Raw genomic sequence first — 20,299 nt, 5'->3', positions numbered from 1 at the left:
TGGATTTTGGTGTACACAGATCAAATGTGGGAGCGAGCCTGCTCGCGATAGCAATTTTGCAAGCACCCGAAATGCCGGCGTCTTACTCTGGCTTCTGGTAACTGTCGATCACTTCCTGCGCCGCCCGAAACGCTTCCATCGCTGCTGGCACGCCAGCATAGACCGCACAGTGCATCAGCGTTTCGCGGATCTCGTCGACCGTGCAGCCGTTGTTCAGCGCACCGCGCACGTGGCCTTTGAGTTCTTGCGGGCACTTGAGCGAGGTCAGGGCCGCGAGGGTGATCAGGCTGCGGGTCTTCAGTGCAAGACCCTCACGGTTCCATACCGCGCCCCAGGCGTGTTCGTTGACGAACTCCTGAAACGGTCGGGTCAGCTCGGTGGCATTGCCCATGGAGCGGTCGACGAAGGCATCGCCCATGACCTGGCGGCGTACCTCGATGCCGGTCGGTTTGCTGAAGTCGGGTTTGTCGGTCATGGCGATTCCCTCTTGTGGTGTTGGCGGCGCCAGGCGCGCAGTGACGTAAACAGCAGAAACGCCACCAGCGCCGGCAGGACGAAAAACAGCATCAGGTGTTCAAGCTTGCCGGCCAGCGGCATGCCGGTGGTAAACGACACGACATGCAGCCCATACGCCAGGTACAAGGCCAGAAACAGCAGGCCTTCGGCGCGGGTGATTCGATAGCCGGAATAGAACATCGGCAAACACAGCACGCTGACCGCCAGCAGCACCGGCAAGTCGAAATCCAGTGCATTGGGCGATACCGACAGCGGCGTCGGCGCGACCAGGGCGGTGACACCCAGCACGCCCAGCAAGTTGAACAGGTTGCTGCCGATCACGTTGCCTACGGCGATGTCGCGCTGACCACGCAAGGCGGCGATCAGCGAGGTGGCGAGTTCCGGCAGCGACGTGCTGACGGCAATGATGGTCAGGCCGATGATACGTTCTGACAGGCCGAGTTCAGTCGCCACCTCGACCGCTGCACTGAGCAGTAGATGCCCGGCCAACACCAGCAACGCCAGCCCCATGAGCATCAGCAACACGCTGCTCAACCATGGCGCACCGGATGTGTTGGCGCTGTCCGCCGGGGTGGTCTGCGGGCGCACCGAGTGCCGCGACTGGCGCAGCAACAACCCGAGGTAAAGCACCAGCGCGGCTAACAGAATTGTGCCGTCGAGCGGTGTCAGTCGTTCATTCCAGGCGAGGGCGAACACCAGCAGGCTGGCGCCGATCATCACCGGGATATCCAGGCGCACCAATTGCCGGGAGACCCGCAACGGGATGATCAGCGCCGAGAGTCCGAGGGTCACCAGGATGTTGAAGATGTTGCTGCCAATCACGCTACCGACAGCGATGTCGGTGTTTTGCATCAGGGTGGCTTGCAGACTGACCGCCATTTGCGGCGCGCTGCTGCCGAGGGCGACGACGCTCAGGCCGATAATCAACGGACGCACCTTCAAGCGTGCGGCCAGGCGCACGGCGGCGCGGACCAGTAACTCGGCGCCGGCGATCAGCAGTACCAGGCCACCGAACAGTTGAAGCACGCTGAGCAGTGGTAAATCGGCAAGTCCGAAAATAACCTGGGCTCCGTCTGTCAGTTGTCGAGGGATTGCACGCGAACCCGCGCGGTGCCACTGCCCATCATGCCCAACCGCTGGGCCGCTTCACGAGACAGATCGATCAGGCGCCCACGAGTGTGCGGTCCACGATCGTTGATACGCACGACACAGGATTTATCGTTATTGAGGTTGGTGACCTTCACCCGGGTACCAAAGGGTAACTGGCGATGGGCAGCGGTCAGGGAATTGGCGTTGAAACGCTCGCCACTGGCGGTGCGTTTCCCCTGGTGTTTGGCGCCGTAGTACGAGGCCACGCCGGTCTTGTCGTAGCCGCGTGGATCGATGACATCGGTGCTGGCGCAACCGGCCAGCAGAGAGAGCAGGGCGCACGCGCCAAGTAGACGTTTCATTAACGGTACCCCTGTAACAAATGTGGGAGCGAGCCTGCTCGCGATGGCGGAATGTCAGTCACATCGATGGTGGATGTGCCGCCGTCATCGCGAGCAGGCTCGCTCCCACAGGAGGGTGAGCCAGGCTTTAAATCTGGCTCCATTCCGGTCAGCCCTCGAGCTTGCTTTTCAGCAGTTCGTTGACCTGTTGCGGGTTGGCTTTGCCTTTGGAGGCTTTCATCGCCTGGCCCACGAAGAAGCCGAACATCTTGCCGCGTTTGGCTTCGTCTGCCGCGCGGTACTGTTCAACCTGTTCGGCGTTGGCTGCGAGCATTTCATCGAGTACGGCCGAGATTGCGCCGCTGTCGGTGACCTGCTTCAAGCCGCGCTTGTCGATGATCTCGTCGGCGCTGCCTTCGCCGTTGGCCATGGCTTCGAACACAGTCTTGGCGATTTTGCCGGAGATGGTGTTGTCCTTGATGCGCAGCAGCATGCCGCCCAACTGCTCGGCCGAGACCGGTGCTTCGTCGATTTCCAGGCCTTGTTTGTTCAACAGGCTGCCCAGCTCGACCATGACCCAGTTGGCCGCCAGTTTGGCGTCACCGGCAATGCTCACGACTTTTTCGAAGTAGTCGGCTTGCTCGCGGCTCGAGGCCAATACGCTGGCATCGTAGACCGACAGGCCGAACTGCTCCTGGAAGCGCTCGCGTTTTTGCGGTGGCAGTTCCGGCAGGGTGGCGCGGATATCATTGAGGAACGAGTCCTCGATGACCACCGGCAACAGGTCCGGATCGGGGAAGTAACGGTAGTCGTTGGCTTCCTCTTTGCTGCGCATGGCGCGGGTTTCGTCTTTGTTCGGGTCGTACAGGCGCGTCTGCTGGATCACCTTGCCGCCGTCTTCGATCAGTTCGATCTGGCGACGCACTTCGGTGTTGATCGCCTTCTCGATGAAACGGAACGAGTTGACGTTCTTGATCTCGCAGCGCGTGCCGAACTCGACCTGGCCTTTTGGACGGACCGACACGTTGCAGTCGCAACGCAGCGAACCTTCGGCCATGTTGCCGTCGCAGATGCCCAGATAACGCACCAGCGCGTGGATCGCCTTGACGTAGGCCACGGCTTCCTTGGCGCTGCGCATGTCCGGCTCGGAAACGATCTCCAGCAGCGGCGTGCCGGCACGGTTCAGGTCGATGCCGGTGGCGCCGTTGAATTCTTCGTGCAGGCTTTTGCCGGCGTCTTCTTCCAGGTGCGCGCGGGTAATGCCGACGCGTTTGACCGTGCCGTCTTCCAGCGGGATGTCCAGGTGGCCCTTGCCGACGATCGGCAATTCCATCTGGCTGATCTGGTAGCCCTTCGGCAGGTCCGGATAGAAGTAGTTCTTGCGGGCGAACACGTTGTGCTGGCCGATTTCGGCGTCAATCGCCAGGCCGAACATCACCGCCATGCGCACCGCTTCCTGGTTCAGCACCGGCAGTACGCCGGGCATGCCCAGGTCGACCAGGCTGGCCTGGGTATTGGGCTCAGCGCCAAACGTGGTGGCGCTGCCGGAGAAAATCTTCGATTGGGTGGCGAGCTGGGTATGAATCTCCAGCCCGATCACGACTTCCCATTGCATGTGTTTCTCCTCAGAAGCCTGTCGGGGTGCGGGTGTGCCAGTCAGTGTTGAGCTGATACTGGTGGGCGACGTTCAACAGACGGCCTTCCTGGAAATACGGGGCGAGCAGTTGTACGCCGACCGGCAGACCATCGACGAAACCGGCTGGCATCGACAGGCCCGGCAGGCCCGCGAGGTTGGCGGTGATGGTGTAGACATCTTCCAGGTACTCGGCGACCGGGTCGTTGTTCTTGGCGCCGAGTTTCCAGGCCGGGTTCGGCGTGGTCGGGCCGAGGATGATGTCGACTTCATTAAAGGCTGCCATGAAATCGTTTTTCACCAGGCGACGGATTTTTTGCGCCTTCAAGTAGTAGGCGTCGTAGTAACCGGCCGACAGTGCGTAGGCACCGACCATGATCCGGCGCTGCACTTCCGGGCCGAAACCTTCGCCGCGCGAACGCTTGTAGAGATCGGTCAGGTCTTTCGGGTTTTCGCAGCGATAGCCGAAACGCACGCCGTCAAAACGCGACAGGTTGGAGGAGGCTTCGGCCGGGGCGATCACGTAGTACGCAGGAATCGCGTGCTGCATGTTCGGCAGGCTGATTTCCTTGACCACCGCGCCGAGCTTTTCCAGCTCCTTGACGCTGTTATGGACCAGTTCAGCGATGCGCGGGTCGAGACCTGCGCCGAAGTATTCCTTCGGCAGGCCGATGCGCAGGCCTTGCAGCGAGCCATTGAGGCCGGCGCTGTAATCCGGCACGGGTTCGTCGATGCTGGTGGAGTCTTTCGGGTCGAAACCGGCCATCCCTTGCAGCAGGATCGCGCAGTCTTCAGCGGTGCGCGCCAATGGGCCACCCTGATCGAGGCTGGACGCGTAAGCGATCATGCCCCAGCGCGAAACACGACCGTACGTCGGTTTCAGACCGGTGAGGTTGGTGAAGGCAGCCGGCTGTCGGATGGAACCGCCGGTGTCGGTGGCCGTCGCTGCTGGCAACAGGCGAGCGGCAACGGCTGCTGCCGAACCGCCGGACGAACCACCGGGTACGTGCTCCAGGTTCCACGGGTTTTTCACCGCGCCGTAGTAGCTCGACTCGTTGGCCGAACCCATGGCGAATTCGTCCATGTTGGTCTTGCCCAGGGTCACGGCCCCGGCAGCGGCCAGCTTGGCGACCACGGTGGCGTCATACGGCGCCTTGAAGTTGTCGAGCATCTTCGAGCCGCAGCTGGTGCGGATGCCCTGGGTGCAGAACAGGTCTTTGTGAGCGATCGGCGCGCCAAGCAGGGCACCGCTCTCACCGTTGGCCCGGCGTACGTCTGCGGCTTTCGCCTGCGAGAGTGCAAGGTCTTCGGTGAGGCTGATGAAACTGTTGAGCTGAGGGTCGAGCTGGGCGATACGCGCCAGCAGCACTTTGGTCAGCTCTTCGGAAGAAAACTTTTTGTCGGCGAGTCCGCGGGCGATCTCGGCCAGAGTCAATTGATGCATTGCAGGCTCTTTCCCTTTAGTCGATGACTTTCGGAACCAGATACAGGCCGTTTTCGACCGCTGGTGCGATGGACTGATAGGCCTCGCGGTGATTGGACTCGGTCACGACGTCTGCACGCAGGCGCTGACTGGCTTCCAGCGGGTGGGCCAGAGGCTCGATACCGTCGGTATTGACAGCCTGCATTTCGTCGACCAGCCCGAGAATGCTGTTCAGGGCCGAAGTAATATGTGGAAGATCGGCATCATTAAGGCCAAGGCTGGCCAGATGAGCGATTTTTTCCACGTCGGAGCGTTCAAGCGCCATGGGATTCTCCAGTGGAAAACAGAACGGACGCTGTCCGTGTGTTAGATTGTCGGAACACTACCGCATTTCTACGGTCATAAGGCCGCGATTGAGGGGGTTGGTGCACAGAAAAGCGGCCAATTTAACATATTGGCGCCTTGCCCAAAATCCCTGTCGTTGTTAGAGTTTGCCGCACTTTTTTACCCACGCGTTGCCTAGGGTCCCTTTCCCATGTTCAAGAAACTGCGTGGCATGTTTTCCAGCGATCTTTCCATTGACCTGGGCACTGCCAACACCCTTATTTACGTGCGCGAGCGCGGTATCGTCCTGAATGAACCATCGGTTGTGGCCATTCGGACCCACGGTAATCAGAAAAGTGTCGTTGCTGTCGGCACCGAGGCCAAGCGTATGCTCGGCCGTACACCGGGCAACATTGCTGCCATTCGTCCGATGAAGGACGGCGTTATTGCCGACTTCAGCGTCTGCGAAAAGATGCTGCAGTATTTTATCAACAAAGTTCACGAAAACAGCTTTTTGCAGCCGAGCCCTCGTGTGCTGATCTGCGTTCCATGCAAATCCACTCAGGTCGAGCGTCGTGCCATCCGTGAATCGGCCTTGGGTGCCGGTGCCCGTGAAGTGTTCCTGATCGAAGAGCCAATGGCTGCTGCGATCGGTGCCGGCCTGCCGGTTGAAGAAGCGCGCGGTTCGATGGTCGTCGATATCGGTGGTGGTACCACTGAAATCGCGCTGATCTCCCTGAACGGTGTGGTTTACGCCGAATCCGTACGGGTTGGCGGTGACCGCTTCGACGAAGCGATCATCACTTACGTGCGTCGTAACTACGGCAGCCTGATCGGCGAATCCACCGCCGAGCGCATCAAACAGGAAATCGGCACGGCCTACCCGGGCGGTGAAGTTCGCGAAGTCGACGTTCGCGGCCGTAACCTGGCTGAAGGCGTTCCACGTGCATTCACCCTGAACTCCAATGAAGTGCTGGAAGCTCTGCAAGAGTCCCTGGCAACTATCGTTCAGGCCGTGAAAAGCGCGCTGGAGCAATCGCCGCCAGAACTGGCGTCGGATATCGCCGAGCGTGGCCTGGTACTGACCGGTGGTGGCGCCTTGCTGCGTGACCTCGACAAGTTGCTGGCCCAGGAAACCGGTCTGCCGGTGATCGTCGCCGAAGACCCGCTGACCTGCGTTGCTCGCGGCGGTGGCCGTGCATTGGAAATGATGGATAAACACACCATGGACCTGCTCTCCAGCGAATAATCTCGCCGGAGGCTTCTATGCTGTTCCGCGCGCAGGCAGCACTTTGCAGTGCTGCCTGTTGGCGTTTATCTTCTGTCAGTCTGCATCCAGGCCGGTTTGATGGCGTATGAATAAACAGAACATTTGCCTGGGAGGAGCGGCTTATTAAACCGCTTTTCGCCAAAGGCCCCTCAATGGGCGTGCGCTTTCTGGTGCTGGCCGTGCTATCGGTCGCGCTGATGGTGGTCGATGCCCGCTTTGAAGCGCTCAAGCCTGCGCGCAGTCAGATGTCGCTGGTCTTGATGGACGCCTATTGGATCACCGACTTGCCGGAGCGGTTGTGGCAGGGTGTGAGCAGTCAATTTGGCAGCCGTACCGAACTGGTCGCCGAAAACGAAAAACTCAAGACTGAAAACCTGCTGCTGCAGGGGCGCATGCAAAAGCTTGCGGCCTTGACCGAGCAGAACGTTCGGCTGCGCGAGTTGCTCAACTCGTCGGCCCTGGTCAACGAGAAGGTCGAAGTGGCCGAGTTGATCGGCGTCGATCCCAACCCCTTCACCCATCGCATCATCATCAACAAAGGTGAGCGCGACGGCGTGGTACTCGGCCAGCCGGTGCTCGATGCCCGTGGTCTGATGGGGCAGGTGGTCGAGTTGATGCCTTACACCTCGCGGGTGTTGTTGCTGACTGACACCACCCACAGCATTCCCGTGCAAGTGAACCGTAACGGTTTGCGGGCGATTGCCAGCGGCACCGGCAACCCGGAACGTCTGGAATTGCGTCACGTGGCGGACACGGCTGACATCAAGGAAGGCGACTTGCTGGTGAGTTCCGGTCTCGGCCAGCGTTTCCCGGCCGGTTACCCGGTGGCGACCGTCAAGGAAGTGATCCACGATTCCGGCCAGCCGTTCGCCATCGTGCGTGCGGTGCCGACCGCAGCGCTGAACCGCAGTCGATACATGTTGCTGGTGTTCAGCGATAGCCGCACCCCGGAAGAGCGCGCCAACGAAGCTGCTCAGGCCCAGGATGCGGAGCAGCACCCCGGCGGTGCGGCATTTGTGCCAGCCACCGTACCAAAACCTGCCGCCGCAGTTGCCCCGGCGCCAGCCGCCACTGCAGTTGCGCCTGCAACGGCAACACCCGCGGCGGCCAAGCCTGCGAGCAAACCTTCGACCCCGGCCAAGCCTGCTGCGCATTCCGCAGCGGTCAAACCGGCAGCGGTCGCCAAACCGGCGGCGGCCAAACCGCCTGCCGCGGCGCCTGAAGCCACCACTCAGGGTAGAGAATAATGGCCAGTACCCGCTCTCGTAATGGCTGGATGATCTGGCTGACATTTGTCATCGGTTTGTTGCTCAGTATCGTACCGTTCCCGCATGTCGAAATTTTACGTCCGATGTTCCTCGCGCTACCGTTGGCGTATTGGGCATTGGAAGTGCCGCAGAAAGTCGGGATGCTCACGGCCTGGTGTCTCGGCATGGCGCAAGACGTGCTGTTCGGAACCTTGCTGGGGCACAACGCGCTGATTCTGACCCTGATCACCTTTTTGATCATGACGCTGCGACCGCGTTTGCGGATGTTTCCGATGTGGCAGCAAAGCCTGGTGATCCTGGTGATCCTGGGGCTCGCACAACTGCTGCAATTGTGGCTCAGCGCCTTGACCGGTAACCGTCAGACGCTGGCCGTACTTTTGCCTGCACTGATCAGCGCCTTGCTCTGGCCCTGGGTCAGCTTCGGATTACGTGGGTTGAGCCGCCGCTACAAAATCCATTAATTTATTCGGYCAGGCATTAGCCCGCACCTCGACAGGGAGATGTCTTGATGAATCCGCTATACCTCGCCTCGGGCTCGCCGCGTCGGCGTGAACTGCTCACGCAGATCGGCGTGCCGTTCACCGCCATCAGCGCGGACATCGATGAAACCCCTTTGACTAACGAGTCCCCTGCGGCCTATGTCGAGCGTCTGGCGCGCAGCAAGGCCGAGGCCGGTCATGCGTTGCTGGCGCTCAACCAGCCGGGGGCACCCGTTTGTGTGTTGGGTGCCGATACGGCCGTGGTGCTCGATGGGCAGATTCTTGGCAAACCGCTCGACGAGGCCGAAGGGCTGAGCATGTTGATGAACCTGTCGGGGCGTGAACATGAAGTGCTGACCGCCATCGCCGTGCTTGATGGCCAGTATTGCGAATCACGCGTGGTGCGCAGTCTGGTGCGTTTTCGCTTCATCAGTCATAAAGAAGCAGCGGCCTACTGGGCCAGCGGCGAGCCACAGGACAAGGCTGGCGGCTATGGCATTCAGGGCCTTGGCGCAGTGTTTGTCGCGGCACTCAACGGCAGTTACTCCGCCGTGGTTGGCCTGCCGCTGTGCGAAACCGCGGAACTGCTCGGCCATTTCGGCATACCCTGTTGGCAAAACCTTGTCGCGCGCCAAGCGCCGTACTGACTTGATGCGGCCATAATCGTGAATATGCCTGAACGAGACCTTGCCATGAGTGAAGAGATTCTGATCAACATCACGCCGATGGAATCGCGTGTGGCGGTGGTCGAAAACGGTGTCCTGCAAGAGGTTCATGTCGAGCGCACCCAGCGTCGCGGAATTGTCGGCAACATTTATAAAGGCAAGGTCGTTCGCGTTCTGCCAGGCATGCAGGCGGCGTTCGTCGATATCGGTCTGGACCGGGCAGCCTTTATCCACGCCTCGGAAATCTCCCTGCGCGAAGGCCCTGCAGTGGAAAGCATCAGCGCACTGGTGCATGAAGGCCAGAGCCTGGTGGTGCAGGTGACCAAGGATCCGATCGGCTCCAAAGGCGCGCGCCTGACGACCCAACTGTCGATTCCCTCGCGCTATCTGGTGTACATGCCGCGCACGGCTCACGTCGGTATTTCATTGAAAATCGAGGATGAAACCGAGCGCGAGCGCCTCAAGCAAGTGGTCACCGATTGTGTCGCGAAGGAAGGCATCAAGGAGGCCGGCGGTTTTATTCTGCGCACCGCGGCTGAAGGCGCCGGTGCCGATGAGATCCTGATGGACATTCGCTACCTGCGCCGCCTCTGGGATCAGATTGGCACGCAGATCAAGACTGTCAGCGCGCCGAATGTCATCTACGAAGACCTCGGCCTGGCCCTGCGTACCTTGCGCGATCTGGTCAGCCCGAAGATCGAGAAAATCCGTATCGACTCGCGGGAAACCTTCCAGAAAACCACGCAGTTCGTTGCCGAGCTGATGCCGGAAATCGCCGACCGTCTGGAGCACTACCCGGGCGAACGGCCGATTTTCGATCTGTATGGCGTCGAGGATGAAATTCAAAAGGCCCTGGAGCGCAAAGTGCCGCTCAAGTCCGGCGGCTATCTGGTAGTCGATCCGGCAGAAGCCATGAGCACCATCGATGTGAATACGGGTGCTTTTGTCGGGCACCGCAATCTTGAAGAAACCATTTTCAAAACCAACCTGGAAGCGGCCACCGCGATTGCCCGGCAACTGCGCCTGCGCAATCTGGGCGGGATCATCATCATCGACTTCATCGACATGGAAGATGAGGAACATCAGCGCCAGGTGCTGCGTACGCTTGAAAAGCAGCTGGAGCGCGATCACGCCAAGACCAACATCATCGGTATCACCGAGTTGGGCCTGGTGCAGATGACGCGCAAGCGCACGCGCGAAAGTCTCGAACAGGTGCTCTGTGAGCCGTGCAGCAGTTGCCAGGGCCGTGGCAAGCTCAAGACCCCGGAAACCGTGTGTTATGAAATCTTCCGGGAGATCCTGCGTGAAGCTCGCGCCTATCAGGCTGAAGGCTATCGTGTACTGGCTAACCAGAAGGTGGTTGACCGGTTGCTTGACGAAGAGTCGGGTAATGTCGCGGAACTTGAGGGTTTTATCGGGCGAACCATTCGTTTTCAGGTAGAAACCATGTACTCCCAGGAACAATACGACGTGGTGCTGCTCTGATCCGCTGTGTTATTAACGGCCGGCTTCAGCTTGCTGCACTTTTTCGCCATGGGAGCCCACTGACATGGATCGTCTGATCCGCATTTTGACCACATTGACCCGCTGGGGGCTGGGGCTTTGTGCGTTATTGCTGGTGCTGGCGGCGCTGTACAGCAGCCTCGGTCGCGAGCTGATTCCGCTGGTGGCCGAGTATCGCGCGGATGTTGAAGCCAAGGCTCGTGAAGCGCTGGGCATGCCCTTGCACATAGGCAGCCTGGAAGGCCGCTGGAGTGGCATGGCGCCGATTTTGCTGGCGCATGATGTGGTGGTCGGTGAGGGTGCCAATGCCTTGCACCTGGATCAGGTACGGATGGTGCCGAATGTCTGGACCAGCTTGCTGGTGCGTGCGGTGCGGATCGAACATCTGGAACTCAACGGTCTGAAGATCAGCCTCAAGCAAGGCCCGCAGGGGCAATGGACGCTCGAAGGCTTGCCCGTGCGGGAGAATCAGCCGCTGGACCCCGAGCAGTTGCTCAACCGCATGCAGATGGTGGAGCAGCTGTCGGTACTCGACAGCCAGGTCACCTTGCTACCGATCGACCACGTGCCGCTGACCCTGACCTATGTCGGCCTGAACCTTAAAACCGGTATCAGCCAGCAGCGCCTCGACGCCCGGTTGACCTTGCCCGACGGCCAGCCGCTGGCCATGAGTCTGAGCAGCCGGACTCAAGCCAGTCTGTGGAAAGAGGCTGAAATAGATGCCTATCTGAGCTTGCCGCAAAGTGACTGGTCTAAATGGTTGCCCGAGAGTCTGACCGGGAAATGGAATTTTTCCGAGATCAAGGCCGGTGGCGAGCTCTGGGTTAACTGGAGCAAGGGGGCCCTGCAGCGTGCCGCGATTCGTCTGAATGCACCGCAACTCAACGGTGCCTACGCCGAGCGCAAGCCGATCCAGATCAACAATCTGGCGCTCAATGGGTATTTCCAGCGCAATACCGAAGGTTTTCAGGTGTCGTTCGATTCCCTGGCCATGACCCTGGAGGACATCCGCTGGGAAACCCGTCTGCAACTTCAGCAGACCGCGACCACTGACACGACCTCCGAACTCTGGCACCTGCAAGCCGACCGCTTTGACCTCACGCCTATCACACCCTTGCTCAATGCCCTGGGACCGCTGCCCAAGGACTTTGCCACGGTGGTCGAGCGGCTGAAGGTCACTGGCGTGTTGCGCAATGTGCTGATCGACGTCCGGCCCGAGGCGACCGATAACAGCAAATTCAGTTTTGCCGCCAATCTGGAGCGTGTCGGGTTTGATGCTTATCACGGAGCTCCGGCGGCGCGTAATGTTTCCGGGAGCATCAGCGGTGACCTCGGCCAGGGTGAGCTGCGCATGGACAGCAAGGATTTTTCCCTGCACCTGGACCCGATCTTTGCCAAACCATGGCAGTACATCCAGGCGAATGCCCGGCTGACCTGGAAACTCGATCAGCAAGGTTTCACCCTGATAGCGCCGTACCTGAAGGTGCTGGGCGAGGAGGGCAAGATTGCCGGCGACTTCCTGATTCGCCTGCATTTCGATCATACCCAGGAAGACTACATGGACCTGCGGGTCGGTCTGCTGGAAGGTGATGGACGCTACACCGCCAAGTACCTGCCCAAGGTCTTGAGCCCGGCGCTCGACGAATGGCTGCGCACGGCGATTCTCAAAGGCGCGGTGGATGAAGGTTTCTTCCAGTATCAGGGTTCGCTGAACCACGATGCTGTCGATGCGGCGCGCAGCATCAGCCTGTTCTTCAAAGTGCATGACGCCGAACTGGCCTTCCAGCCGGGTTGGCCGCATGTCGGCAAGGTCAGTGGCGATGTGTTCATCGAGGACAGTGGGGTGCGTATTCTGGCCAGCAAGGGCCAGTTGCTCGATACCCAGGTTCGCGATGTCTACGTCAACATCCCCCATGCGCCTGCCGGACAGAACCCTCATATGTTCCTCGACGGCACTTTCGCCGGCGGTCTGGGTGATGGCCTGAAGATTCTTCAGGACGCACCGATCGGTACCGGTACGACCTTCGCTGGTTGGCAGGGCGAGGGTGATCTGCAAGGTAGCCTGAAACTGGATATCCCCTTGGCCAAGGGCGAAGAGCCGAAGATTGTGGTCGACTTCAAAACCGCCAGGTCGCGTCTGAAGCTGAGTGATCCTGTGCTTGAGCTGACGCAGCTCAAAGGTGATTTCCGCTTTGACAGTGCCAAGGGGCTCAGTGGCCAGAACATTACGGCACAAGCCTTTGAACGACCGATCAGTGCACAGATCTATGCCGATGGCAGCCCTGGCAAGTTCAACACCCGGGTCACCGCCAACGGCCAGGTGGCAGTGAAAAAACTCACCGATTGGCTGAACGTCACTCAGCCGTTGCCGGTTTCCGGGACGATCCCTTATCAGTTGCAGCTCAACCTCGACGGCCCCGACAGCCGATTGATGGTCAGTTCCAGCCTCAAAGGTGTTGCAGTCGATTTGCCGGCACCGTTCGGCATGTCCGCCGCGCAAGGCCGCGACACGGTGTTCCGGATGACCCTGCAAGGACCGGAACGGCGTTACTGGCTCAACTACGGTGATCTGGCGGACTTCACTTACGCGGCGCCCAGCGGCAATTTTGCCGATGGCCGTGGCGAGTTGTTCCTGGGTAGCGGTAGTGCGCAGTTGCCGGGTGATAAAGGCCTGCGCATACGAGGCGTGCTGTCGGAACTGGATGTCGAACCGTGGAAAGCCCTGATTGATCGGTATGCCGGACAGGATCCAGGCGGCAACGCCAAGCAATTGCTCAGTGGCGCAGATTTCAAGGTCGACAAGCTCACGGGGTTTGGTACCACGCTGGATCAGGCCCGCCTGCAACTGGATCGCAAGCCGACAGCCTGGGCATTGCAACTCGATAGCCAGCAGGCCAAAGGCACTGTAGGGATTCCCGACGCCAAGTCCGCGCCGATTGCGATCAACCTGCAATACGTGCGGTTGCCGGCGCCTGATCCGAAAGTACAGGCCGACGAGAATGCACCGGACCCGCTGGCGTCGGTAGACCCAACGAAAATTCCTGCACTGGATATCAGTATTGACCAGTTGTTTCAGGGCCCGGACCTGGTAGGTGCCTGGTCGCTTAAGGTCCGCCCGATCGTCAAGGGCATTGCCTTCAACAGCATGAATCTGGGCCTCAAGGGCATGCAGTTGCAAGGCGCGGGTGGCTGGGAAGGCGTGCCGGGATCTACCAGCAGTTGGTACAAGGGACGCATCGAGGGCAAGAACCTCGGTGATGTGCTCAAGGGCTGGGGGTTCGCACCGACAGTGACCAGCGAAGAGTTCCATATGGACATCGACGGCCGTTGGCCTGGCTCGCCGGCCTGGGTCGGACCCAAGCGTTACTCCGGTAGCCTGGATGCGACGCTGCGCAAAGGTCAGTTCGTCGAAGTCGAAGGTGGCGCGCAGGCGTTGCGGGTGTTTGGCCTGCTCAACTTCAACTCGATCGGCCGTCGCTTGCGCCTGGACTTCTCCGACCTGTTCGGCAAAGGCCTGAGTTACGACCGGGTCAAGGGATTGTTGGTGGCCAGCAATGGGGTGTACGTCACTCGTGAGCCGATCATCATGACCGGCCCGTCGAGCAACCTGGAGCTCAACGGCACGCTGGACCTGGTGGGTGACAGGGTCGATGCGAATCTGTTGGTGACCTTGCCATTGACCAACAACCTGCCGATTGCCGCACTGATCGTCGGTGCGCCAGCGGTAGGCGGTGCGCTGTTTCTGATCGACAAACTGATCGGTGATCGCGTGGCGCGCTTTGCCAGCGTCAAATACACCATCAAAGGTCCGTGGAAAGAGCCGAAAATCACCTACGACAAACCTTTTTGAAGTGTTTTTTTGAAAAGCCACGGTTCGTCCTATGGAGTAGCATGACCGCATACCTGATACGGAGTGCGCCATGTCTCTTGCGGTGATTCAAATGGTCAGCCAGAGCGATGTGCCGGCTAACCTGGTCCAGGCTCGACACCTGCTCGAACAAGCGGCAGCGGGCGGTGCGCGACTGGCGGTGTTGCCGGAAAACTTTGCGGCCATGGGCCGTCGCGACATCGCTGACATCGGTCGCGCCGAAGCCTCGGGCGAAGGCCCGATCCTGCCCTGGTTGAAACAGGCCGCTCGCGACCTCAAGTTATGGATAGTGGCTGGCACCTTGCCGTTGCCGCCGGTGGATCAACCGCTGGCGAAGTCCAATGCCTGCTCGTTACTGATCGATGAACACGGCGAGACGGTGGCTCGCTATGACAAGCTGCATTTGTTCGATGTCGATGTGGCGGACAATCGCGGGCGCTACCGTGAATCCGATGACTATGCTCATGGCAGTAAGGTGGTGGTTGCCGATACGCCGGTCGGTCGGGTTGGCCTGACGGTTTGCTACGACTTGCGCTTTCCAGAGCTGTACAGCGAATTGCGCGCCGCCGGGGCAGAACTGATTACTGCACCGTCAGCGTTTACGGCGGTAACAGGCGCGGCCCATTGGGAAGTATTGATTCGCGCGCGGGCCATCGAAACCCAGTGTTACGTGTTGGCGGCCGCCCAGGGTGGCACTCATCCGGGGCCGCGTGAAACCTTTGGCCATGCAGCGATTGTTGACCCGTGGGGGCGCGTGCTGGCGGAACAGGATCAAGGCGAGGCCGTGCTGCTGGCCGAACGCGATAGCAGCGAACAGGCGTCCATCCGGGCGCGGATGCCGGTGTCCAGTCACCGGCGCTTTTTCTCGCAGGGCGCACAGCGACCTGCCTCAGAACGTGGAATTAAGGCGTAAAACCTATGAGCGAGTTGTTGTCCTCAGTCAGTGAACATCTGCTTGCGCCGGGCGGCGTGACGATCGAGAACCTGCAAAGCGTGTTGGGTGACCTGGCCGGCCCGGGCATCGATGCGGCCGACCTGTATTTCCAGGGACAGATCTCCGAGTCCTGGGCGCTCGAAGACGGTATCGTCAAGGAAGGCAGCTTCAACCTCGATCAGGGGGTCGGCGTGCGTGCGCAATCGGGTGAAAAAACCGGTTTTGCTTATAGCAATGCGATCACCCTCGAAGCCTTGGGTCTGGCGGCCCGTGCTGCGCGCTCTATCTCCCGTGCCGGGCAAAACGGTACGGTACAAGCGTTCAGCACCCAGGATGTTGCCCGTTTGTACGGGCCCGATAACCCGCTGGAAGTAATGACTCGCGCCGAGAAAGTCGAGCTGCTCAAGCGTATCGACGTGGCCACTCGCGCGCTCGATCCGCGTATCCAGCAAGTCACCGTGAGCATGGCCGGGGTCTGGGAACGGATTCTGGTGGCCTCCACCGACGGTGGACTGGCGGCGGATATACGACCGCTGGTGCGCTTCAATGTCAGTGTGATCGTCGAGCAGAACGGTCGCCGTGAACGCGGTGGTCATGGCGGCGGCGGGCGTACCGATTACCGCTATTTCCTCGCTGAAGACCGTGCCATGAGCTACGCCCGTGAGGCATTGCGCCAGGCGCTGGTGAATCTCGAAGCCATTCCGGCGCCGGCCGGTACCTTGCCGGTGGTTCTGGGTTCGGGCTGGTCCGGCGTGTTGCTGCACGAAGCGGTCGGTCATGGCCTGGAAGGAGACTTCAACCGCAAAGGCAGTTCGGCCTACAGCGGCCGCATGGGTGAAATGGTTGCCTCCAAACTCTGCACCATCGTCGATGACGGCACACTGGCCGGTCGCCGTGGATCGCTGAGTATCGACGACGAAGGTACCCCGACCGAGTGCACCACACTGATCGAAAACGGCGTGCTCAAGGGCTACATGCAGGACAAGCTCAATGCTCGCCTGATGGGCCTGGCGCGCACCGGCAACGGTCGCCGCGAGTCTTACGCGCATCTGCCGATGCCACGCATGACCAACACGTACATGCTCGGCGGCGAAAGCGATCCGGCAGAAATCATCGCTTCGGTGAAGAAGGGTATCTACTGCGCCAACCTGGGCGGTGGTCAGGTCGACATCACCAGCGGCAAGTTCGTGTTCTCCACCAGCGAAGCGTACCTGATCGAGGACGGCAAGATTACCGCGCCGGTCAAAGGCGCAACGTTGATCGGTAACGGTCCGGAAGCCATGAGCCGGGTGTCGATGGTCGGTAACGATCTGGCGCTGGACAGCGGGGTAGGGACGTGCGGCAAGGATGGTCAGTCGGTGCCGGTGGGTGTCGGCCAGCCAACCTTGAAAATCGACGCGATTACCGTGGGTGGCACGGGCGCGTAAGGGATGGAGCCTGGGGTGCGCGGCATGGCCGAACACCCCGGTCGAAGACTAACGCAAACCGCGTTGAGTCTCGTCCAGCTCACGGATGTACTTGAAGATTTTTCGGCTGGAAGCAGGAGGCTTGCTTTGGGCGAGCTCGTGCTGGGCCTGACGGATCATGGAGCGCAGTTGCTGGCGATCCGCGTCCGGGTAGTCGACGACGAACTTTTCCAGTACGGCATCGTCGCCAGCGATCAAGCGATCGCGCCAGCGTTCCAGACCGTGGAAACGTTCGTTGTACTGGCGAGTGGAGGCATCGAGTTGGTCAAGCAGCACCAAAATGGCGCTGGTGTCCTGATCGCGCATCAGCTTGCCGATGAACTGCAGGTGCCGTTTACGCGCGATATTCGCGGTGTGCTTGGGCGCATCGGCCAGGGCCCGGCGCAAAGCGTCGGTCAACGGCAGTTTTGCCAGCAAGTCAGGCTTGAGTGTTGTAAGGCGCTCGCCAAGGTCAACCAGAGCATGCAGCTCGCGTTTGACCTGGGATTTGCTTTTTTCTCCCCCGTCGAGGGAGTCGTCGTAAGAATCAACCATGGTGGCAGTCCGCAAAGAAACGCCGCCATGATAACCAGTCGGGGGCCGCTTGTCCGGCCCGGTCGCTCGATGACCTTAACCGAAAGCAGAATTTGAGTGGAGAACAGCATGAGTGCAGTTGAAAGCGTCGGCCCACAAGCGTTGCCGGCACTGCAAGAGCAAGTCGAGCAGATCATCGCCGAAGCCAGGCGTCAGGGCGCCAGCGCCTGCGAAGTGGCTGTGTCTCTGGAGCAAGGCCTGTCGACCACGGTGCGTCAGCGGGAGGTTGAAACCGTTGAGTTCAACCGTGACCAGGGTTTTGGCATTACCTTGTATGTTGGCCAGCGCAAAGGCTCGGCCAGCACCTCGGCCAGTGGCCCGGAGGCCATTCGCGAAACCGTCGCCGCCGCCTTGGCCATCGCCAAGCACACCTCCGAAGATGAGCACTCGGGCCTGGCCGACGCCGCGCTGATGGCCAAGGACTTGCCGGACTTCGACCTGTTCCACGAATGGGACATCACCCCTGAGCAAGCGATCGAGCGGGCGCTGGCCTGTGAAGCGGCGGCGTTCGCCACCGACAGCCGGATCAAGAACGCCGATGGCACCACCTTGAGCACTCACCAGGGCTGCCGCGTCTATGGCAACAGCCATGGCTTTATCGGTGGTTATGCGTCGACGCGTCACAGCCTGAGCTGCGTGATGATCGCCGAAGCTGACGGCCAGATGCAGCGCGACTATTGGTATGACGTCAATCGCCAGGGCAACTTGCTGGCCGATCCGGTGAGCATCGGCCAGCGTGCGGCGCAACGGGCAGCCAGCCGTTTGGGCGCGCGTCCGGTGCCGACCTGCGAAGTGCCGGTGCTGTTTTCCGCGGAACTGGCGGGTGGTCTGTTCGGCAGTTTCCTCGGGGCAATTTCGGGCGGCAACCTGTACCGCAAGTCGTCGTTCCTCGAAGGTGCGCTGGGCCAGAAACTGTTCCCTGAATGGCTGACTATCGATGAGCGCCCGCATCTGATGCGCGCCTTGGGCAGCTCTGCGTTTGATGGCGATGGTCTGGCGACGTACGCCAAACCGTTCGTCGAGAAGGGCGAGTTGGTGTCTTATGTGTTGGGTACGTATTCCGGACGCAAACTCGGCATGCCAAGCACCGCCAACGCCGGAGGCGTGCACAATCTTTTCGTTACCCACGGCGACGAAGACCAGGCGGCGCTGTTGCGTCGCATGGGGCGCGGCTTGCTGGTGACCGAATTGATGGGGCAGGGTTTGAATATGGTCACGGGTGACTACTCTCGCGGCGCGGCGATTGGGTGGCGCGCTTTTTTATTGCCCGACGCAAGCTCCCTCGCCACACAAGCCCGCTCGCAAAAAGGTTATGCGTTTACTCGCCTTCGCCGAAATAGTTGTTGATCAGTTCCTTCAACGCATCCAACGCATCCTGAGCCCGGTCCCCTTCTGCGTGAAGGTGGATCGTCGTTCCCTTGCCGGCAGCGAGCATCATCATGGACATGATGCTTTTGCCATCGACCATCTTGTCCTTGTCGGGGGTGCGGCCCACTCTGATCTCACAGGGAAACTCCGCAGCTTTGCCAACGAATTTGGCTGAAGCACGGGCATGCAGACCCAGTTTGTTGATGATTTCAATTTCCAGAGCAGGCATCGCGGTGTGAATCCTTTAGCTAAGGTCGCGGTGGCGAACCTGGACGTTCTTCAGGGATTGTTGCAGGACCTGGCCCAGACGTTCGGTCAGGTAGACGGAGCGGTGATGCCCGCCGGTGCAGCCAATGGCGATGGTGACGTAAGCGCGATTGCTGGCGGCAAAGCGCGGCAGCCATTTGAGCAGGTATGTGGAGATGTCCTGGAACATCTCTTCGACATCCGGCTGAGCCGCCAGATACTCGGCAACCGGCTGGTCCAGCCCGGACTGAGCGCGCAGTTCCGGCTTCCAGTACGGGTTCGGCAAGCAACGTACGTCGAACACCAGATCGGCATCCACCGGCATGCCCCGCTTGAAGCCGAAGGATTCCACCAGAAACGCAGTGCCCGGCTCTGGCTGGTTCAAGAGGCGCAACTTGATGGTATCGCGCAGCTGATACAGGTTCAGATTGGTGGTATTGACCTTGAGGTCTGCCAGGTCGGCAATCGGCCCCAGCAGATTGGTCTCGTCATTGATGGCTTCGGCCAGCGAGCGGTTGGCGTTGCTCAGCGGATGCCGGCGGCGGGTTTCCGAGAAACGCTTGAGCAAGGTTTCTTCGTCGGCGTCCAGATACAGCACATCGCATTGGATGTGCCGACTGCGCACTTCTTCCAGCAGCTCCGGGAAGCGTGAAAGGTGGCTGGGCAGGTTGCGCGCATCAATGGAAACCGCGACCAGTGGTTGCGCCAGTTCGGTGTGAATCAGTGCGCGCTCGGCCAATTCCGGTAGCAGGCCGGCCGGGAGGTTGTCGATGCAGTAATAACCGCTGTCCTCCAGTACATCGAGGGCGGTGCTTTTACCTGAGCCGGAGCGGCCGCTGACGATGATCAAACGCATGATTAGTGACCGTTCTGCTCGTCGAGGACAACCTGGTACAAGGCTTCATTACTTTTTGCGCTGCGCAGGCGATCACGGACTTCTTTGCGATCGAGCATGCTGGCGATCTGGCGGAGCAGTTCCAGGTGCGCATCGGTGGCGGCTTGCGGGACCAGCAGAACGAATAGCAGGTCGACCGGAGCACCATCGATGGCGTCGAAATCTATAGGGGCGTCCAGGTGCATCAAGGCACTGATGGGCGACTCGCAACCTTTGAGGCGGCAGTGGGGGATGGCGATGCCGTTGCCAAAACCGGTGGAACCGAGTTTTTCACGGGCGACCAGACTCTCAAAGACATCCTGCATGGCCAGACCCGGCACTTCACGGGCGATCAGGTTGGCAATTTGTTCGAGGGCTTTCTTTTTACTGCCGCCCGGCACGTTCACCAAGGAACGGCCGGGGGTCAGGATGTTTTCAAGTCGGATCATGGGTTGGGAG

General features: G+C 60.2%; 18 protein-coding genes and 1 pseudogene. 9 read left to right on the top strand and 10 right to left on the bottom strand.

All coding sequences use genetic code 11. The features are described 5' to 3' along the window. Positions 1-82: 82 nt before the first annotated feature. The 6 genes from AC1DHT_RS16340 to gatC all read right to left on the bottom strand — a co-directional run bounded on the left by AC1DHT_RS16340 (position 83) and on the right by gatC (position 5,327). Positions 83-475 carry a carboxymuconolactone decarboxylase family protein gene (locus tag AC1DHT_RS16340; protein ID WP_427542590.1) on the bottom strand — a complete coding sequence of 131 codons (393 nt, stop codon included), beginning with the start codon at positions 473-475 and terminating at the stop codon, positions 83-85. Beyond that, a complete protein-coding gene (locus AC1DHT_RS16335) occupies positions 472-1,542 on the bottom strand; it encodes a calcium/sodium antiporter (protein WP_427542587.1) in 1,071 nt (356 codons plus the stop codon). Before AC1DHT_RS16335 ends, AC1DHT_RS16340 begins: the two co-directional genes overlap by 4 nt. Before the next feature lie 50 nt (positions 1,543-1,592). Next, a complete protein-coding gene (locus AC1DHT_RS16330; RefSeq protein ID WP_427530093.1) occupies positions 1,593-1,967 on the bottom strand; it encodes a septal ring lytic transglycosylase RlpA family protein in 375 nt (124 codons plus the stop codon). A gap of 148 nt (positions 1,968-2,115) precedes the next feature. After that, positions 2,116-3,561, bottom strand: coding sequence for an Asp-tRNA(Asn)/Glu-tRNA(Gln) amidotransferase subunit GatB (gene gatB, locus AC1DHT_RS16325; protein WP_427530095.1), 1,446 nt, complete (start codon positions 3,559-3,561; stop codon positions 2,116-2,118). Between the two features lie 10 nt (positions 3,562-3,571). Continuing rightward, a complete protein-coding gene (gene gatA, locus AC1DHT_RS16320) occupies positions 3,572-5,023 on the bottom strand; it encodes an Asp-tRNA(Asn)/Glu-tRNA(Gln) amidotransferase subunit GatA (protein ID WP_427542584.1) in 1,452 nt (483 codons plus the stop codon). A 16-nt stretch (positions 5,024-5,039) separates the two neighbouring features. Then, positions 5,040-5,327 (bottom strand): Asp-tRNA(Asn)/Glu-tRNA(Gln) amidotransferase subunit GatC, encoded by a 288-nt coding sequence (gene gatC / locus AC1DHT_RS16315; RefSeq protein WP_019691880.1) that lies wholly within the window; start codon positions 5,325-5,327, stop codon positions 5,040-5,042. Positions 5,328-5,537: 210 nt separating this feature from the next. Between gatC and mreB the strand changes: the two genes are divergently transcribed. The 8 genes from mreB to tldD all read left to right on the top strand — a co-directional run bounded on the left by mreB (position 5,538) and on the right by tldD (position 16,740). Beyond that, on the top strand, positions 5,538-6,575 hold the full coding sequence (gene mreB, locus AC1DHT_RS16310) for a rod shape-determining protein MreB (RefSeq protein ID WP_002555108.1): 1,038 nt from the start codon (positions 5,538-5,540) through the stop codon (positions 6,573-6,575). A gap of 143 nt (positions 6,576-6,718) precedes the next feature. Next, the gene (gene mreC / locus AC1DHT_RS16305; RefSeq protein WP_427546862.1) at positions 6,719-7,843 is read left to right on the top strand and encodes a rod shape-determining protein MreC; all 1,125 of its coding nucleotides are present in this window, start codon (positions 6,719-6,721) and stop codon (positions 7,841-7,843) included. Beyond that, positions 7,843-8,325, top strand: a complete 483-nt coding sequence (gene mreD / locus AC1DHT_RS16300) for a rod shape-determining protein MreD (protein ID WP_427546838.1) — start codon at positions 7,843-7,845, stop codon at positions 8,323-8,325. The genes mreC and mreD overlap by 1 nt, the downstream gene beginning before the upstream one ends. A gap of 47 nt (positions 8,326-8,372) precedes the next feature. Then, positions 8,373-8,990 (top strand): Maf family protein, encoded by a 618-nt coding sequence (locus AC1DHT_RS16295; RefSeq protein WP_427546841.1) that lies wholly within the window; start codon positions 8,373-8,375, stop codon positions 8,988-8,990. Between the two features lie 45 nt (positions 8,991-9,035). Continuing rightward, positions 9,036-10,493, top strand: coding sequence for a ribonuclease G (gene rng, locus AC1DHT_RS16290; RefSeq protein WP_054594003.1), 1,458 nt, complete (start codon positions 9,036-9,038; stop codon positions 10,491-10,493). 64 nt (positions 10,494-10,557) lie between these two features. Then, the gene (locus tag AC1DHT_RS16285; RefSeq protein WP_427546844.1) at positions 10,558-14,361 is read left to right on the top strand and encodes a YhdP family protein; all 3,804 of its coding nucleotides are present in this window, start codon (positions 10,558-10,560) and stop codon (positions 14,359-14,361) included. 70 nt (positions 14,362-14,431) lie between these two features. Further along, entirely contained in the window at positions 14,432-15,292 is an 861-nt protein-coding gene (locus AC1DHT_RS16280) for a carbon-nitrogen hydrolase family protein (protein ID WP_427546847.1), read from the top strand. Positions 15,293-15,297: 5 nt separating this feature from the next. Then, positions 15,298-16,740, top strand: a complete 1,443-nt coding sequence (gene tldD, locus AC1DHT_RS16275) for a metalloprotease TldD (protein ID WP_054594000.1) — start codon at positions 15,298-15,300, stop codon at positions 16,738-16,740. 48 nt (positions 16,741-16,788) lie between these two features. On the opposite strand, the gene yjgA is transcribed toward tldD, so the two are convergent. Then, positions 16,789-17,313 (bottom strand): ribosome biogenesis factor YjgA, encoded by a 525-nt coding sequence (yjgA, locus tag AC1DHT_RS16270; protein ID WP_054593999.1) that lies wholly within the window; start codon positions 17,311-17,313, stop codon positions 16,789-16,791. Between the two features lie 108 nt (positions 17,314-17,421). Between yjgA and pmbA the strand changes: the two are divergent. Continuing rightward, positions 17,422-18,603 (top strand): annotated as a pseudogene (gene pmbA, locus AC1DHT_RS16265) (metalloprotease PmbA); the annotation flags it as partial. A 67-nt stretch (positions 18,604-18,670) separates the two neighbouring features. Here pmbA and AC1DHT_RS16260 read toward each other — a convergent pair. From AC1DHT_RS16260 to ptsN, 3 genes are read right to left on the bottom strand one after another with little or no spacing between them, the layout of a single operon-like run. After that, a complete protein-coding gene (locus tag AC1DHT_RS16260; RefSeq protein ID WP_427546853.1) occupies positions 18,671-18,949 on the bottom strand; it encodes an HPr family phosphocarrier protein in 279 nt (92 codons plus the stop codon). Between the two features lie 15 nt (positions 18,950-18,964). Further along, positions 18,965-19,822, bottom strand: coding sequence for an RNase adapter RapZ (rapZ, locus tag AC1DHT_RS16255; protein WP_427546856.1), 858 nt, complete (start codon positions 19,820-19,822; stop codon positions 18,965-18,967). 2 nt (positions 19,823-19,824) lie between these two features. Further along, on the bottom strand, positions 19,825-20,289 hold the full coding sequence (gene ptsN / locus AC1DHT_RS16250; RefSeq protein ID WP_054593995.1) for a PTS IIA-like nitrogen regulatory protein PtsN: 465 nt from the start codon (positions 20,287-20,289) through the stop codon (positions 19,825-19,827). Between the last annotated feature and the right edge of the window lie 10 nt (positions 20,290-20,299).

The sequence above is a fragment of the Pseudomonas sp. 05N432 genome, from assembly GCF_056396945.1.
The sequence above is the reverse complement of the archived record's forward strand: the minus strand, read 5'-3'. Positions and strand labels throughout refer to the sequence as shown.

Coding starts and splice junctions, on each gene's coding strand:
- AC1DHT_RS16340 (WP_427542590.1), bottom strand. CDS start 475: ATGACCGACAAACCCGACTTCAGCAAACCGACCGGCATCGAGGTACGC.
- AC1DHT_RS16330 (WP_427530093.1), bottom strand. CDS start 1,967: ATGAAACGTCTACTTGGCGCGTGCGCCCTGCTCTCTCTGCTGGCCGGT.
- gatB (WP_427530095.1), bottom strand. CDS start 3,561: ATGCAATGGGAAGTCGTGATCGGGCTGGAGATTCATACCCAGCTCGCC.
- gatA (WP_427542584.1), bottom strand. CDS start 5,023: ATGCATCAATTGACTCTGGCCGAGATCGCCCGCGGACTCGCCGACAAA.
- gatC (WP_019691880.1), bottom strand. CDS start 5,327: ATGGCGCTTGAACGCTCCGACGTGGAAAAAATCGCTCATCTGGCCAGC.
- mreB (WP_002555108.1), top strand. CDS start 5,538: ATGTTCAAGAAACTGCGTGGCATGTTTTCCAGCGATCTTTCCATTGAC.
- mreD (WP_427546838.1), top strand. CDS start 7,843: ATGGCCAGTACCCGCTCTCGTAATGGCTGGATGATCTGGCTGACATTT.
- AC1DHT_RS16295 (WP_427546841.1), top strand. CDS start 8,373: ATGAATCCGCTATACCTCGCCTCGGGCTCGCCGCGTCGGCGTGAACTG.
- rng (WP_054594003.1), top strand. CDS start 9,036: ATGAGTGAAGAGATTCTGATCAACATCACGCCGATGGAATCGCGTGTG.
- AC1DHT_RS16285 (WP_427546844.1), top strand. CDS start 10,558: ATGGATCGTCTGATCCGCATTTTGACCACATTGACCCGCTGGGGGCTG.
- AC1DHT_RS16280 (WP_427546847.1), top strand. CDS start 14,432: ATGTCTCTTGCGGTGATTCAAATGGTCAGCCAGAGCGATGTGCCGGCT.
- tldD (WP_054594000.1), top strand. CDS start 15,298: ATGAGCGAGTTGTTGTCCTCAGTCAGTGAACATCTGCTTGCGCCGGGC.
- yjgA (WP_054593999.1), bottom strand. CDS start 17,313: ATGGTTGATTCTTACGACGACTCCCTCGACGGGGGAGAAAAAAGCAAA.
- AC1DHT_RS16260 (WP_427546853.1), bottom strand. CDS start 18,949: ATGCCTGCTCTGGAAATTGAAATCATCAACAAACTGGGTCTGCATGCC.
- rapZ (WP_427546856.1), bottom strand. CDS start 19,822: ATGCGTTTGATCATCGTCAGCGGCCGCTCCGGCTCAGGTAAAAGCACC.
- ptsN (WP_054593995.1), bottom strand. CDS start 20,289: ATGATCCGACTTGAAAACATCCTGACCCCCGGCCGTTCCTTGGTGAAC.